Source organism: Pseudomonas zeae (assembly GCF_014268485.2).
In the GTDB taxonomy this organism is placed as follows: domain Bacteria; phylum Pseudomonadota; class Gammaproteobacteria; order Pseudomonadales; family Pseudomonadaceae; genus Aquipseudomonas; species Aquipseudomonas neuropathica.
This window is the reverse complement of the sequence record NZ_CP077090.1, coordinates 4938167-4952886: the sequence shown is the minus strand read 5'-3', so window position 1 is coordinate 4952886 and position 14720 is coordinate 4938167. Positions and strand designations below refer to the sequence as shown.

At 58.6% G+C, this 14720-nt stretch carries 15 protein-coding genes; 13 read left to right on the top strand and 2 right to left on the bottom strand.

Annotated elements, in window-relative coordinates; translation table 11 throughout:
- The first annotated feature begins 157 nt into the window (after positions 1 to 157).
- Positions 158 to 1048 carry an AraC family transcriptional regulator gene (locus HU754_RS21755; RefSeq protein WP_099756894.1) on the top strand — a complete coding sequence of 297 codons (891 nt, stop codon included), beginning with the start codon at positions 158 to 160 and terminating at the stop codon, positions 1046 to 1048.
- Between the two features lie 184 nt (positions 1049 to 1232).
- Here HU754_RS21755 and HU754_RS21750 read toward each other — a convergent pair whose 3' ends face one another.
- A complete protein-coding gene (locus HU754_RS21750) occupies positions 1233 to 2897 on the bottom strand; it encodes an electron transfer flavoprotein-ubiquinone oxidoreductase (RefSeq protein ID WP_016985998.1) in 1665 nt (554 codons plus the stop codon).
- Positions 2898 to 3446: 549 nt separating this feature from the next.
- On the opposite strand from HU754_RS21750, the gene HU754_RS21745 reads away from it, so the two are divergent.
- The 10 genes from HU754_RS21745 (at position 3447) to HU754_RS21700 (ending at position 12870) form a co-directional block, all read left to right on the top strand.
- Complete coding sequence (locus tag HU754_RS21745) at positions 3447 to 4196, top strand: electron transfer flavoprotein subunit beta/FixA family protein (protein ID WP_007908338.1); 750 nt, start codon at positions 3447 to 3449, stop codon at positions 4194 to 4196.
- Positions 4197 to 5126, top strand: a complete 930-nt coding sequence (locus HU754_RS21740; protein ID WP_093435361.1) for an electron transfer flavoprotein subunit alpha/FixB family protein — start codon at positions 4197 to 4199, stop codon at positions 5124 to 5126.
- Between the two features lie 80 nt (positions 5127 to 5206).
- On the top strand, positions 5207 to 6028 hold the full coding sequence (locus tag HU754_RS21735) for a substrate-binding periplasmic protein (RefSeq protein ID WP_186620502.1): 822 nt from the start codon (positions 5207 to 5209) through the stop codon (positions 6026 to 6028).
- A 9-nt stretch (positions 6029 to 6037) separates the two neighbouring features.
- Entirely contained in the window at positions 6038 to 6394 is a 357-nt protein-coding gene (locus HU754_RS21730; RefSeq protein WP_093435356.1) for a DUF4398 domain-containing protein, read from the top strand.
- On the top strand, positions 6391 to 7203 hold the full coding sequence (locus HU754_RS21725) for an OmpA family protein (RefSeq protein ID WP_186620504.1): 813 nt from the start codon (positions 6391 to 6393) through the stop codon (positions 7201 to 7203). The genes HU754_RS21730 and HU754_RS21725 overlap by 4 nt, the downstream gene beginning before the upstream one ends.
- Before the next feature lie 201 nt (positions 7204 to 7404).
- Positions 7405 to 8844: an aminotransferase-like domain-containing protein gene (locus tag HU754_RS21720; protein WP_186620506.1), complete on the top strand. Its 1440-nt coding sequence runs from the start codon at positions 7405 to 7407 to the stop codon at positions 8842 to 8844.
- A 79-nt stretch (positions 8845 to 8923) separates the two neighbouring features.
- Complete coding sequence (locus tag HU754_RS21715) at positions 8924 to 9394, top strand: translation initiation factor 2 (protein WP_099759341.1); 471 nt, start codon at positions 8924 to 8926, stop codon at positions 9392 to 9394.
- A 166-nt stretch (positions 9395 to 9560) separates the two neighbouring features.
- Positions 9561 to 9815 (top strand): YkgJ family cysteine cluster protein, encoded by a 255-nt coding sequence (locus tag HU754_RS21710; protein ID WP_007908349.1) that lies wholly within the window; start codon positions 9561 to 9563, stop codon positions 9813 to 9815.
- Between the two features lie 41 nt (positions 9816 to 9856).
- Positions 9857 to 10462, top strand: coding sequence for an START domain-containing protein (locus tag HU754_RS21705; protein WP_186620508.1), 606 nt, complete (start codon positions 9857 to 9859; stop codon positions 10460 to 10462).
- Positions 10463 to 10776: 314 nt separating this feature from the next.
- A complete protein-coding gene (locus HU754_RS21700; protein WP_186620509.1) occupies positions 10777 to 12870 on the top strand; it encodes an LTA synthase family protein in 2094 nt (697 codons plus the stop codon).
- A gap of 75 nt (positions 12871 to 12945) precedes the next feature.
- On the opposite strand, the gene HU754_RS21695 is transcribed toward HU754_RS21700, so the two are convergent.
- Positions 12946 to 13104 carry a DUF3309 family protein gene (locus tag HU754_RS21695; protein ID WP_169432680.1) on the bottom strand — a complete coding sequence of 53 codons (159 nt, stop codon included), beginning with the start codon at positions 13102 to 13104 and terminating at the stop codon, positions 12946 to 12948.
- Between the two features lie 323 nt (positions 13105 to 13427).
- Between HU754_RS21695 and HU754_RS21690 the strand changes: the two genes are divergently transcribed.
- Both HU754_RS21690 and HU754_RS21685 read left to right on the top strand, forming a co-directional pair.
- The gene (locus HU754_RS21690; RefSeq protein ID WP_186620510.1) at positions 13428 to 14243 is read left to right on the top strand and encodes an SDR family oxidoreductase; all 816 of its coding nucleotides are present in this window, start codon (positions 13428 to 13430) and stop codon (positions 14241 to 14243) included.
- Between the two features lie 63 nt (positions 14244 to 14306).
- On the top strand, positions 14307 to 14639 hold the full coding sequence (locus HU754_RS21685; RefSeq protein ID WP_008088571.1) for a YnfA family protein: 333 nt from the start codon (positions 14307 to 14309) through the stop codon (positions 14637 to 14639).
- Positions 14640 to 14720 lie beyond the last annotated feature (81 nt).

Here is a 14720-nt window from a genome sequence, read left to right as displayed (position 1 = left end):
CGCATTCTGGGCGCCGACTGTCGGTCCGGCCATGACGATTCCTCCGGGTCTCATGCCTAATCCTCCGGCATGCGGGTTTGATCGGTCGCATTGGCAAAAGGATCTGCGATGATGCTTTCATCCCTTATTTTCGTGATTTTTTGTGAAGAACAATTCGATGCAGTTGACCCGTCATCTTGATGCCAATGCCCGGCTGGTTTCGCTGATTGAACCGCTGGCGCTGCGCGATGGTTACAGCCAGACCGGGCTGCCGGGTGTGCAGGTGTTGCGTGCCAGTTGCGACGTTGCCCGTGGCCCGCACATTTACGAACCGAGCCTGATGATCATCGCCCAGGGCAGCAAACTGGCGTTTCTCGGGCCGCGCACCATGGAGTACGGCGCCGGGCATTATCTGATTCAGGCGCTGCCAGTGCCGTTCGAATGCGAGACGTTTGCCTTGCCGGATGCGCCGTTGCTCGGGGTGTCGGTGGCGATTGATCGGGTCTTGCTCGGTGAGCTGGTGCTGGCCATGGGGCTGGCGCCGGGCCGGCATATCCCGGCGCAGACGCCGGAGTCGATGACCTCGGTGGTGCTCGACGATGCCATGCGCGGTTGCGTCGAGCGCTTGCTCAGTTGCCTGCATGATCCACTGGAGTGTCAGATTCTGGGGCCGGCGCGGGTAAGGGAGTTGTTGTTTGTCGCGTTGCGTGGGCCGCAGGCTGATGTATTGCGCGCGTTGGTCGAGCAGCAGGGGCAGTTCGCGCGGGTGGCGGCGTCGATCAGTCATCTGCATGCGCATTACACCGAGCCGTTGAACGTTGAAACGCTGGCCGGTTGCGCGAACATGAGCGTGTCGACCTTTCATGAGCATTTCAAACGCAGCACGTTGTTGTCGCCGGTGCAGTATCTGAAGCGTCTGAGGTTATTGAAGGCGCAGACGTTGTTGGTCGCCGAAGGCCTGGGTGTGGCGCAGGTGGCGCATCGGGTGGGGTATCAGAGTACGTCGCAGTTCAGCCGCGAGTACAAGCGCTACTTTGAGCGTAGTCCGGGTGACGAACGCGCTGCCTGATTAGACGATAATCCCCTGTGGGAGCGAGCCTGCTCGCGAATGCGGTGCATCAGTCGACATCATTTTTATATGACACACCGCTTTCGCGAGCAGGCTCGCTCCCACAGTTGTTTTGTGGTGTCAGAGGAGTTTTGGGCAACAAAAAGGCCCCCGATTCGGGAGCCTTGATGTTCAGCGGTTCGACTTACATATTTGGGTAAGTCGGGCCGCCAGCGCCTTCCGGCGTGACCCAGGTGATGTTCTGCGAAGGGTCCTTGATGTCACAGGTCTTGCAGTGCACGCAGTTCTGCGCGTTGATCTGGAAGCGCTTCTCGCCGTCTTCCTTGGTGATCACTTCGTACACACCGGCCGGGCAGTAGCGCTGCGCCGGCTCGTCGTACAGCGGCAAGTTCTTGCTGATCGGGATGCTCGGGTCGGTCAGCTTCAGGTGGCACGGCTGCTCTTCTTCGTGGTTGGTACCGGAGATGAACACCGAGCTCAGTTTGTCGAAGCTGAGTTTGCCGTCGGGTTTCGGGTAGTCGATCTTCTTGCAGTCGGCGGCGAGCTTGAGGCAAGCGTAATCCGGCTTGGTGTCGTGCAGGGTGAACGGCAGTTTGCCGCCGAAGATGTTCTGGTCCAGCCAGTTGAAACCGCCGCCGACGATGGCGCCGAACTTGTGGATCGCCGGGCCGAAGTTACGGCTGGCGAACAGTTCGTCGTAGAGCCAGCTCTTCTTGAACGCGTCGACGTAAGTGGTCAGCTCTTCAGTGCCGTCCTTTTCCGCGAACAGCGCGTCAGCCACCGATTCAGCGGCGAGCATGCCGGACTTCATCGCGGTGTGGCTGCCCTTGATCTTGGCGAAGTTCAGGGTGCCGAGGTCGCAACCGATCAACGCGCCGCCCTTGAAGACCATTTTCGGCAGCGAGTTCAGGCCACCTTTGCAGATCGCGCGCGCGCCGTAGCTGATGCGCTTGCCGCCTTCCAGGTACTGCGCCAGCACCGGGTGATGCTTGAGGCGCTGGAACTCGTCGAACGGCGACAGGTAAGTGTTGCTGTAGGACAGGTCAACGATCAGACCAACCACCACCTGGTTGTTTTCCAGGTGATAGAGGAACGAGCCACCGGTGTTTTCGGTGCCCATGATGTCCAGCGGCCAACCGGCGGTATGCACCACCAGGCCTGGCTGATGTTTGGCCGGGTCGATTTCCCAGATTTCTTTCAGGCCGATGCCGTAGTGCTGGGCGTCGGCATCGCTGTCGAGGTTGTAGCGCTTGATCAGTTGCTTGCCGATGTGGCCACGGCAGCCTTCGGCGAACAGCGTGTACTTGCCACGCAGTTCCATGCCTGGGGTGTACAGGCCTTCTTTCGGGTTGCCTTCGCGGTCGACGCCCAGATCACCAGTGATGATCCCGCGCACCACGCCTTGTTCGTCGATCAGCGCTTCCTGAGCGGCGAAACCCGGGTAGATTTCCACGCCAAGGTTCTCGGCCTGCTGGGCGAGCCAGCGGCACAGGTTGCCGAGGGAAATAATGTAGTTGCCTTCGTTGTGCATGGTCTTGGGCACAAAGAAGTCTGGAATCTTCTGCGCGTTTTCGGCGTTTTTCAGCACGAAAATATCGTCGCGGGTCACTGGCGTGTTCAGCGGCGCGCCAAGTTCTTTCCAGTCCGGGAACAGTTCGTTCAGAGCGCGTGGTTCGAATACGGCACCGGACAGGATGTGTGCGCCGACTTCGGAGCCTTTTTCGACCACGCAGACGCTGATTTCCTTACCGGCTTCGGCGGCCTTCTGCTTCAGACGGCAGGCGGCGGACAGGCCAGCGGGGCCGGCACCGACGATGACCACGTCGAATTCCATGTATTCGCGTTCCACAGGCTATCTCCTACTCAAGGCTCAACAGTTTTTTTTCTAATTTGGAGGTTTGATGTCGCATCCGCTATTCCTTTACGTTAACGTCAAGGGGAATATTGGAGACCGACCTTTCTCTCTAGGCGGCGCATTATATCTACACCACTCCGAGCGTCCAATACAAACGTTTGTTTGAATCGGCTCCAGCCCAGAGAAATCAAAGAAGCGCGGCTTATGAATGGTCATTTTGCTGTATTGACCGGAATAGGCGTTCCGGTCAAGATACGGGCGGTTTTGCGCTCGTCGTAGGCAGACTGGCGGTTTCAAGAGCACGTCTAAAGACAGGGCACAGGCAGTAGAAGGTGATGCGCAGCGCAGGTCCGGCGCGCAGTTTACACAGCGTGAAGATCAATGACCCGTCGGTCACCCCTGACGAACGGTCGCAGGTCCTCACTCTGTGCAGCCACCAGACACCCAAGTCGGCGTTTTTAGAGGTGCCCTTTAGCCTGATGAGCATCAACCGCCAGGTTCGCCTAGGCGACTTTCTTTTCACCGGAGAGTAACGAGGAATCCATGAAGGTTCTTGTAGCTGTCAAACGCGTTGTGGATTACAACGTCAAGGTTCGCGTCAAGGCGGACAATTCCGGCGTCGATCTCGCCAACGTCAAGATGTCGATGAACCCGTTCTGCGAAATCGCAGTGGAAGAAGCCGTACGCCTGAAAGAGAAAGGTGTTGCGACTGAAATCGTCGTCGTCTCCATCGGCCCGACCACCGCTCAGGAGCAACTGCGTACCGCATTGGCTCTGGGTGCCGACCGTGCCATCCTCGTCGAATCCGCTGAAGATCTGACCTCGCTCGCCGTGGCCAAGCTGCTCAAGGCTGTGGTCGACAAGGAACAGCCGCAACTGGTTATCCTCGGCAAACAGGCGATCGACAGCGACAACAACCAGACCGGCCAGATGCTTGCTGCACTGAGCGGCTACGGTCAGGGCACGTTCGCCTCGAAAGTCGAAGTCTCCGGCGACAGCGTTGCGGTGACCCGTGAAATCGACGGCGGCGCGCAGACGGTTTCCCTGAAACTGCCGGCAATCGTCACTACCGACCTGCGTTTGAACGAGCCGCGCTACGCGTCCCTGCCAAACATCATGAAAGCCAAGAAGAAGCCTCTCGAAGTGCTGACTCCGGACGCTTTGGGCGTTTCCACCGCCTCCACCAACAAGACCCTGAAAGTCGAAGCGCCGGCTGCACGCAGCGCGGGCATCAAGGTTAAGTCGGTAGCTGAATTGGTCGAGAAACTGAAAAACGAAGCGAAGGTAATCTAAATGACTATCTTGGTTATTGCTGAACACGACAACAAAGTGCTGGCCCCGGCCACACTGAACACCGTGGCTGCTGCGGTCAAAATCGGCGGCGACGTCCACGTTCTGGTTGCAGGTCAAGGCGCTGGCGCCGTGGCTGAAGCCGCTGCGAAAATCGCTGGCGTGAGCAAAGTCCTGAATGCTGACAACGCGGCTTACGCGCATCAGCTGCCGGAAAACGTTGCTCCGTTGGTAGCTGAGCTGGGCGCTGGCTACAGCCACATCCTGGCTGCCGCGACCTCCAACGGCAAAAACATCCTGCCGCGCGTTGCTGCGCAGCTGGACGTTGACCAGATCTCCGAGATCATCTCGGTCGAAAGCGCTGACACGTTCAAGCGTCCGATCTACGCCGGTAACGCTATCGCTACCGTGCAGTCGACCGCTGCGATCAAAGTGATCACCGTGCGTGCCACCGGTTTCGACCCGGTTGCCGCTGAAGGTGGTTCGGCTGCTGTTGAAGCCGTTGCTGCTGCGCACAACGCCGGCACTTCCAGCTTCGTCAACGAAGAACTGGCCAAGTCCGATCGTCCTGAGCTGACCGCTGCCAAGATCGTCGTTTCCGGCGGCCGCGGCATGCAGAACGGCGACAACTTCAAACACCTGTACGCTCTGGCCGACAAGCTCGGCGCTGCCGTCGGTGCTTCGCGCGCCGCCGTCGACGCAGGTTTCGTACCGAACGACATGCAGGTCGGTCAGACCGGCAAGATCGTTGCGCCACAGCTGTACATCGCCGTCGGTATCTCCGGCGCGATCCAGCATTTGGCCGGTATGAAAGACTCCAAAGTGATCGTTGCGATCAACAAGGACGAAGAAGCGCCGATCTTCCAGGTGGCCGATTACGGCCTCGTGGCGGATCTGTTCGAAGCCGTCCCTGAGCTGGAGAAGCTGGTCTAATCCAGCGGCTTCACTTATAAAGAGCCCGACCTTTTGGTCGGGCTTTTTTTTGTCTCGGATTTGAGTGGGAGTGTTTTGCCATGGATCTGCGCTGCGGATGGTTGTTGGGGTTAGCCCTGTTGCCAGGTTTGGCTATGGCCGCGGGCAAATGCGAGCGCCTTGTCGTCACCGGTAGCCCGGATGCGCCGCCGTACCTGTGGCAGGACCCGCAGAATCCCAAGCAGTTGATCGGTGCCAGTGCTGATCTGCTGCAACAAGTCGCCAAAGACCTCGGCATCAAAATCGAATTGCTATACGCCGGCAAACGTTCGCAAGCCCTCGATGAAGTGCGCAGCGGGCGCATGGACATGCTCGCCGACGCGCCGCTGACCCTCAATGAGCTGGACAACCTCGACTACATCCATCCGCCGTTGCTGGAAAACGACTATCTGGTGTGGACCCGCAAAGGCTCGACGCTGGTCTACAGCGAGGCCAAAGACCTGCACGGTCACGTCGGTGCGTTGTCGGAAAAGTCTCGTATGACCCAGGCATTTGGCACTTTCGCCGAGCAGAATCTGACCCTGACCCGGACAGCCAACCTCACTCAGGCGCTACAGAAACTGCTCTTGGGCGAAGTGGAATATGTACTCGCCGGCCGCTACTCGGGCATGGCCGCCGCGCAGGCATTGGGTATGGCCAATGACCTGTTGGTGTTCGAGCAACCGGTCGACCGGCCGGGGCTGTTCCTCGCGGTTTCGCATAACTCGGCATGCAACGATCCGTGGTTGCGCGGACAGTTGGCCAAAAAGATGACAGAATTGCCCGCGTCCGGACTGACGGAAGCCGCGCTGCAACGCAATATCGAGCGCTGGAAGGCGCAGCAGCAACAGCCGCCACAACCCGTCAGTGCCCCAAAACAGTAGGGATTCTTAGTGAGTATTCGACCTCTTTTCGCGGCTGTGGCCGTTCTGGCCCTGGCCGGTTGCGCGACCGATCCGGCACCCAATGAACAAATGCGCCTGACCGAGCAAGCCATCACCCAGGCCAAGGCTGTTGGCGCCACCGCCGACGAAGTGCCGGAAATGAAACTGGCCGAAACCAAGTACAACCGCGCCAAAGGCAACATGGCTGACCAGTCCTATCGGAACGCGCGTATGCGTTCCGAACAGGCTGAACTGGATGCACGTCTGGCCGAAGCCAAAGTGCTGACGCAAAAAAGTCAAGAACAGGTGAATGTGCTTAACACCCGCATCGTCCGTCTGCGCAAGCAACTGGGAGATGCCCAATGAGCCTCAAGTCGAAAGTCCTCGGCGGTCTGCTGCTCGCCGGTTGCGTCAGCCTGTACGGCTGCGCCGGTCAACACAGCGAATCCGCTCTGCAAGAAGCCAGCGCCGACTTCCAGAAGGTCAAGGAAGACTCCAACGTGCTGCGCATCGCGCCGAAAGACGTGATCCGCGCCGGTGAGTCCCTGGCCCGTGCCGATCGCCTGTCGACCTATTGGGGCAGCGGTTCCGATGTTGTGCACTACGCCTACCTGAGCCAGCGTTACAGCGAAATTGCCCGCGAGCACACCAATCAGGTGCTCAACGAAGAGCGCGCGGCGAAACTGGAACTGGAGCGTCAGCGCTTGCAACTGGCCCTGCGTGAATCGAAGTTGCTCAGCGTGCAGCAACAGGGCAAATGGCTGGAAGAACAGATCGTTGCACTGGCCACCACGCAGACCGACCGTGGTCTGGTGATGACCCTCGGCGATGTGTTGTTCGACACCGGCGAAGCGGAGCTGAAAAACTCGGCCAACCGTGTTGTGCTGAAAATCGTCCAGTTCCTGCAACTGAACCCGAAACGTGTAGTGCGTATTGAGGGCTACACCGACAGCACCGGCGGCAAGCAGGAAAACCTCAAGCTGTCCCGTGATCGCGCGCAAGCGGTGGCCGACGTGCTGATGGACCTGGGCATCGACGACAAACGTATTCAGGTCGAAGGCTACGGCGACGAATACCCGGTGGACGCCAACGCTTCCGAGCGTGGGCGGGCACAGAATCGTCGGGTTGAAATTGTCTTCTCCGACGAAAAAGGCCAGCTCGGCGCCGCCCGTTAAGGGTTGCGTCTCTGGAAAGCCCGGGCTGTCATGCAGTGCCGGGCTTTTTTACGTCTGTCGATTGGCTCGCAATCCGTACAGTAGGGGGCAGACACCGCACTGTATGGTCGAGTAATGTGGCAACTGTCCCAGTACACTTCTAAACTGTTCCGGTATTGTTTCACACAAGAATAAAATGCCCGTGAAATCGAGTGCTGCGTCATGACCAATCTCTTGCTCTACCAACGTATTGCTCAGCAACTGGCCGAAGACATCCGCCGTGGGGTCTATCAACCTGGGGAGCGCGTGCCTTCGGTACGCAAGATGAGTTCGCAGCTCAACGTCAGCCATGCGACGGTGTTGCAGGCTTACGCCAATCTCGAAGATCAGGGCTTGATTCGGGCGCGCCCGCAGTCCGGTTATTACGTGCATCAGACTCCCGCGCTGACTGCGCCGACGCCGGACATTGCCCGGGTCGAACGGCCGGGGCTGGTTACCCGCAGCAGCATCATTCAACAGGTGCTGGTCGAATCACGCCGCGAAGGCGTGTTCCCGCTGGGTGCGGCCGTGCCGAGTGTCGATTACCTGCCGGTGCGCGCACTGCATCAGCAACTGGCCAAGGTCACCCGCTTCCATAGTCCGCGTGCTTTCAGCTACATGTTCAGCCCCGGTTTTGAGCCGCTGCGCCGGCAAGTGGCGATCCGCATGCGTGATGCCGGTGTGGTGGTCGATCCGTCGGAAGTGGTCATCACCCACGGTTGTGTCGACGCCTTGCAGATGTCGTTGCGCGTGCTGACCCGCCCGGGCGATCTGATCGCCGCCGAATCACCAACCTATTACGGTTTGCTGCAATTGGCCGATCTGCTCGGCTTGAAGGTCATCGAAATCCCTAGCGATCCGGCCACTGGCATGAGCCTCGAAGCGCTGCAACTGGCCGCCAACCAATGGTCGATCAAAGCGCTGGTGCTGACCACGCGCCTGAGCAATCCGCTGGGCGGCACCATGCCCGAAGAGCGGCAGAAACAGTTGCTGCGTCTGGCCTCGGACTTCGACATCCAGATTGTCGAAGACGACATCTATGGCGAGTTGATGTTCGAGCAGGGCAAAACCAAAGCGCTCAAGGCTTATGACCGACTGGATCGGGTGATCTACTGTTCAAGCTTCTCCAAAACCTTGTCACCCGGTGTGCGCATCGGCTGGATGATCGCTGGCAAATATCAGCAGGAAATACAGCGTCTGCAGACCTTCAGCACCCACTCGGCGTGCAGCGTGACGCAGATGGCGATTGCCGCTTATCTGGAAAACGGCGGTTATGACCGGCATTTACGGTACATCCGCCAGGAATACCGAAAAAACCTCAGCGCGTTCCAGTTGGCGGTGCAGCAGTACTTCCCCGAAGGCACGCAAATGACCCGGCCCACGGGTGGTTTCATCCTCTGGGTGAGCTTGCCGGGGAGGGTGAATACCCAGGAATTGCATGTGCGCGCCCTGCAGCAGGGCATCAGCATTGCGCCGGGACTGATCTTCAGTAATACCGAGCAGTTCAACCACTGTATTCGCCTGAACTGCGGGATTCCGTGGAACCGCGAGGCGGAGCGGGCGTTGATGACCCTTGGCTTGCTGGCGACGCAACTGTGCCAGGAAACCGCCAGCGGATTCTGAACGAGCGGTGGCTGATGCTTGTCTTGTGGCGCCCAACAAGCGAGCATATGGCCATCTGCCGTTTGCCACTGTTGGGTTCATGAAAGCGATTGCTCCTGCCGCTTGGGTTTTGCTGGGTTTGCTGATGATCGGTCATGCGCCTGGCGTCGTGGCCGCTGCGGCTCAGGAAAAACCGGCGGCGACGAGCCCGGCGAAAAAAAACACGCCAGCGCAGAAGGCAGCTCCCGCGAAGAAACCTCAGCAAAAAGTCATCAAGAAGCGCAAGCCAATCGCGTCCAAATCGAAACCTGCCAGCGAAGTGGTGAAAACCAGACTGCCGCCGGCCAGGCTCGATTTGAGTCTGCCCAAAGATATGGTTCAGGAACTGAAGCCCAAAGGCACGGTTGAGTTGCCCAAGCGCGAGGCGATCCTGCCGCAGATGTTTGGCGAGAAGAACAACGGCTTCCAGCTCAACGGCCGTTTGCTCAGCAACGAAATGCAGTTGCAACTGCGCAATGAAGAGCGCCGTGAAGTCGAAGGTGCGGCGCTGGATTTTGAATTCAAGCAGTGACTGCAGGCCATCTGTGACCCGCAGACCAGGCGCTTTGTCGGAGACTGGTCAGTCACATTCAGTTATCGGTAAAAACCCCGGTTCCGGGAATTTGAAACAGCCGTTTTAGCGGTTACTCTGTTCCGCGTCCCTTTTACACATCGCCCGTCGCGAGGAATTGTTCGTCATGAAATGCCGTGAAGGCTGTGGCGCTTGCTGCATTGCCCCTTCCATCAGTTCGCCGATTCCCGGCATGCCTGATGGCAAACCTGCCGGCGAACGTTGCGTGCAACTATCGGTCGAAAACCTGTGCAGCATTTTCGGCCGCCCCGAGCGCCCGGCAGTCTGTTCCGGCTTTGCGGCGGATGTCGAAGTCTGTGGCAGCAGCTCGGAAGAAGCGATCAGGCTGATTGGCTGGTGGGAGCAGATGACGGCGGCGTGATGTGTCAAACGAACGGAACTTCAACAATAAGGAATAAGACTATGGGTTCGCTGCATCGTATCGCTGTGTTGTGTGGTTTGGCCGCTGTGCTGGCTACCTCCGTCGCTCAGGCTGAAGACTGGAAAGTCGCCAAGAATGAGGACGGCATCAAGGTGTCCCTGAGTGAAGTGCCAGGTTCGGACTACAAGTCCTACCAGGGCGTTGCGCTGATGAAAACCACCGTCGCCAAACTGCGCGCACTGCAGGAAGACGTCTCCGGCGCGTGCGCCTGGATTCACGAATGCAAGACCCAGAAACTGCTCAAGCACGAGGGCGATCAGAGCTGGACCTACACCCAGTTCAACACGCCTTGGCCGGTGACCCCGCGTGATTCGGTGCTGCACATCACCACCGTTGAAGGCGCCGATGGCAGCCTGACCCGTAACCTCGAAGGTCTGCCCAAGTACATTCCGGAAGAGAAAGGCTTTGTCCGTGTAGCGCAGGTCAAAGGCTTCTGGAAATTCGTACCCAAAGGTGATCAGGTTGAAGTGACCTATCAGGTGCATACCGAGCCGGGTGGTAGCGTGCCGTCGATGATTGCCAACAAGTTTGTCGTCGATGCACCGTTCAATACCCTCAAAGCCTTGAAAGAACGCGCCGAGAAGTAATCGCGCGTTGCAACAAAACGCCCCGATCGATTCGGGGCGTTTTGTTTTGTATCTATATTGTGTTTCCAGATATGCGTTGCACGAAATTTTCACAAAGTGTTCCTGACAATTCGCCCGCGCTGTTTGCACGCTGTCCCGGTTCGCGGCTGCACTAAATGAAAGTGTCGGGCGGCAGGGCAGTTATCAATGGCAATGGTGCGGGTGATCGTGCAACATTTGCGCACCGCGCAAGCCCCGGGGTCTGGAATGACCAATAGAGGGCCTGGCGCCGCTGTATTTTTGCAACTTCAACTTCCAATGGGTCCTAAAACGACATGGCAAACCCGGACGCCCTGAATCAGCAGCGATCTTCTGCTCGCCTGCTGCAACCGACCGTCAAATCGCATCTGGCCTACACGCTGCTTTGCGCGCTGGTCATGATGGTGATGTTTTCCGTGCTGCGCCTCGCGCTGCTGGTCTACAACCGCGAGATGATCCTCGATACCCCGGCTTCGACCTTCCTCGAAGCCTTCGCCAACGGCCTGCGTTTCGACCTGCGCCTGGTGGTTTACGTGTGCATTCCGCTGGTACTGGCGCTGTTCAGTGCCCGCGCCATGGCCGCACGCGGCTTCTTCCGCTTGTGGCTGACCATCGCCTCAAGCATCGCGCTGTTCCTCGGCCTGATGGAGATGGACTTCTACCGCGAGTTCCACCAGCGCCTCAACGGCCTGGTGTTCCAGTACGTGAAAGAAGACCCGAAAACCGTGATGAGCATGCTCTGGTACGGTTTTCCGGTGTTGCGCTACCTGCTCGCGTGGGTGATCGGCACCGTCATTCTGACCCTCGCGTTCAAAGGCGCCGACCGTGCCACGCGTCCGCGCGGCCCGTTCAGCGGTGGCAGTGTCGGTACCCGTCAAGTTGCGCCGTGGTACACCCGTCTGGCGGTGTTCGTGGTCTGCCTGTTGATCTGTGTAGTTGCCGCCCGCGGCACCTTGCGTCAAGGCCCGCCACTGCGCTGGGGTGACGTGTACACCACCGAATCGAACTTCGCCAACCAGCTCGGCCTCAACGGAACGCTGTCGCTGATCGCGGCGGCCAAAGACCGCATGGGCGAGGATCGCAACAACATCTGGAAAGCCACACTGCCGCAGGAGCAAGCGCAGAAGGTCGTGCGCGATATGCTGCTGATGCCGGACGACAAACTGGTCGATGCCGATATCGCCGCCGTACGCCGTGAATACACGCCACCGGCCGACAAAACCCTGCCGATCAAGAACGTTGTCGTGATCCTGATGGAAAGCATGGCCGGTCACTCGGTCGGTGCGCTGGGTGCGCCGGGCAACATCACGCCATACCTGGACAAACTGTCAAAGGAAGGCCTGCTGTTCGACCGCTTCTTCTCCAACGGTACGCACACCCACCAGGGCATGTTCGCGACGATGGCCTGCTTCCCGAATCTGCCAGGTTTCGAATACCTGATGCAGACCCCGGAGGGCAGCCACAAGCTCTCCGGCCTGCCGCAGCTGCTCAGCGCGCGCAAGTATGACGACGTCTACGTGTACAACGGCGACTTCGCCTGGGACAACCAGTCGGGCTTCTTCAGCAACCAGGGCATGACCAACTTCGTTGGTCGTAACGACTTCGTCAACCCGGTCTTCTCCGACCCGACCTGGGGCGTGTCCGATCAGGACATGTTCGATCGTGGTCTGATCGAGTTGAAGAAGCGTGAAAACGGCAAGCCGTTCTATGCCTTGCTGCAAACGCTGTCCAACCACACGCCATACGCCTTGCCGACGCCATTGCCGGTCGAGCGTGTGACCGATCGCGGCAGCCTCAACGAACACTTGACCGCCATGCGCTACGCCGACTGGGCGCTGGGTCAGTTCTTCGAGAAGGCGCGCAAAGAGCCGTACTTCAAGGAAACCCTGTTCGTCATCGTCGGCGACCACGGCTTCGGCAACGAGCGCCAGATCACCGAAATGGACTTGGGCCGCTTCAACGTGCCGATGCTGATGATCGCGCCTGGTATTCAGGAGAAGTTCGGCACCCGTGACCACACCGTGGGGACGCAGATCGACATCGTTCCGACCATCATGGGCCGTCTCGGTGGCGAAGTGCGTCACCAGTGCTGGGGCCGTGACCTGCTCAATCTGCCGGAAGGCGACACCGGTTTCGGGGTGATCAAGCCGTCGGGCAGCGAGCAGACCACTGCCATCGTCACCGCCGACCAGATTCTGGTCCTGCCGAAGGACAAGGAAATGGGGCCGAAGATCTGGCAATACCAGTTGGGTGCCAATCCACATGCCGAGATCGTTCCGAATGCACCGCGCACTGCCGAGTTGAAACTCAAACTCGAAGCGTTCCTGCAAACGGCGACCAAAAGCCTGATGGACAACACTGCCGGTGTCATCAACGGCAAGCCGGATTGATCGCTTGCCGACAGTAAAATCCACGCAATAAAAAAGAGGCCCTGAACAGGGCCTCTTTTTTTTGCGCTTGAAGCGTTATATCCGACCGAGTAACAGCAGCACCAACAGCACCACCAACACCACGCCGATAATGCCCGAAGGACCATAACCCCAACTTCTGGAGTGCGGGAAGACCGGCAGACCACCGATCAGCAACAGGATCAGGATAATGATTAGAATTGTGCCCATGTCGATTTCCTTGTTGATAGCGTTCGAGAAGTCTTGGTATTCAAGGGCGACTGGAGACTAAGTAATTCCAGACGGCTTACAAATTCCGACCGGTGTGCATGAAAGAAAATTCAATGTTTTTTTAATGTATTTGGATCGCTCGCTTATTTCCTTTACAGCGAAAAGTTCGCCGCCTCGTTTCACTCGACAGCGCCTGCCGGAATCCATGTAGGAGCTGCCGAAGGCTGCGATCTTTTGATCCTCCATTCAGCAACTTGATGGAGCGTGGGCGCGCGCTGATCCTTCGCTACACTCCGCGCATCTTCCCCGGAACAACAAGGCTGTCTGCTATGCAAAATCGCATGATGATCACTGGTGCGGGCTCGGGCCTGGGTCGCGAAATCGCGCTGCGCTGGGCCCGTGAAGGCTGGCAACTGGCCTTGTCCGACGTCAGCGAACCCGGTCTGCAGGAAACCCTGAAAATGGTCCGCGAGGCGGGCGGCGACGGTTTTACCCAGCGCTGCGATGTGCGTGATTACAGCCAGCTCACCGCGTTCGCTCAGGCCTGTGAAGTGAAGCTCGGCGGCATCGACATCATCGTCAACAACGCCGGCGTGGCCTCGGGTGGCTTTTTCAGCGAACTGTCGCTGGAAGACTGGGACTGGCAGATCGCGATCAACCTGATGGGCGTGGTCAAGGGCTGCAAGGCGTTCCTGCCACTGCTTGAACAAAGCAAAGGCAAAATCATCAACATCGCCTCCATGGCCGCACTGATGCAAGGCCCGGCGATGAGCAACTACAACGTGGCCAAGGCCGGCGTGGTGGCACTGTCGGAAAGTCTGCTGATCGAACTGGCGCAGCAGGAAGTCGGCGTGCACGTGGTCTGCCCCTCGTTCTTCCAGACCAACTTGCTCGATTCGTTCCGTGGGCCGACCCCGGCGATGAAAGCGCAGGTCGGCAAGTTGCTGGAAAGTTCACCAATTACGGCGGCGGATATCGCTGACTACATCTATCAGCAAGTCGCCGCTGGCGAATTCATGATCCTGCCCCACGAACAAGGGCGCATGGCTTGGGCGCTGAAGCAGAAGAACCCGCAACTGCTCTACAACGAAATGACTTCAATGGCGGAGAAGATGCGCGCCAAAGCCAAACAGAACAACGGCTGACCTTGCCCGTTGCAGACAGCGTCGTTAGGGTGGCCGCACTGGTCACCTTGTCGAGACGCATCAATGCTCAATTACCTGTGGTTCTTTCTCGCGGCGCTGTTTGAAATCGCCGGTTGTTTCGCCTTCTTCATGTGGCTGCGTCAGGGCAAAAGTGCCTTGTGGGTGATTCCTGCGCTGCTCAGCCTGACCCTGTTCGCACTGTTGCTGACCCGTGTTGAAGCCAACTATGCCGGTCGTGCCTACGCCGCTTATGGCGGTATCTACATCGTCGCTTCGATTGGCTGGCTGATGGTGGTCGAGCGCGTGCGTCCCTTGGGTTCGGACTGGATCGGCGTGGCGCTGTGCGTGATCGGCGCCAGCGTGATTCTGTTCGGGCCACGCTTTTCTGCTGCCTGAAGGTCTTTTGTGGGAAGCGTCTGACAGCTCAGAGCGAGCATGGGTGTAAGGCAAAACTGATTTGCTCGCCGTGCATTGAAG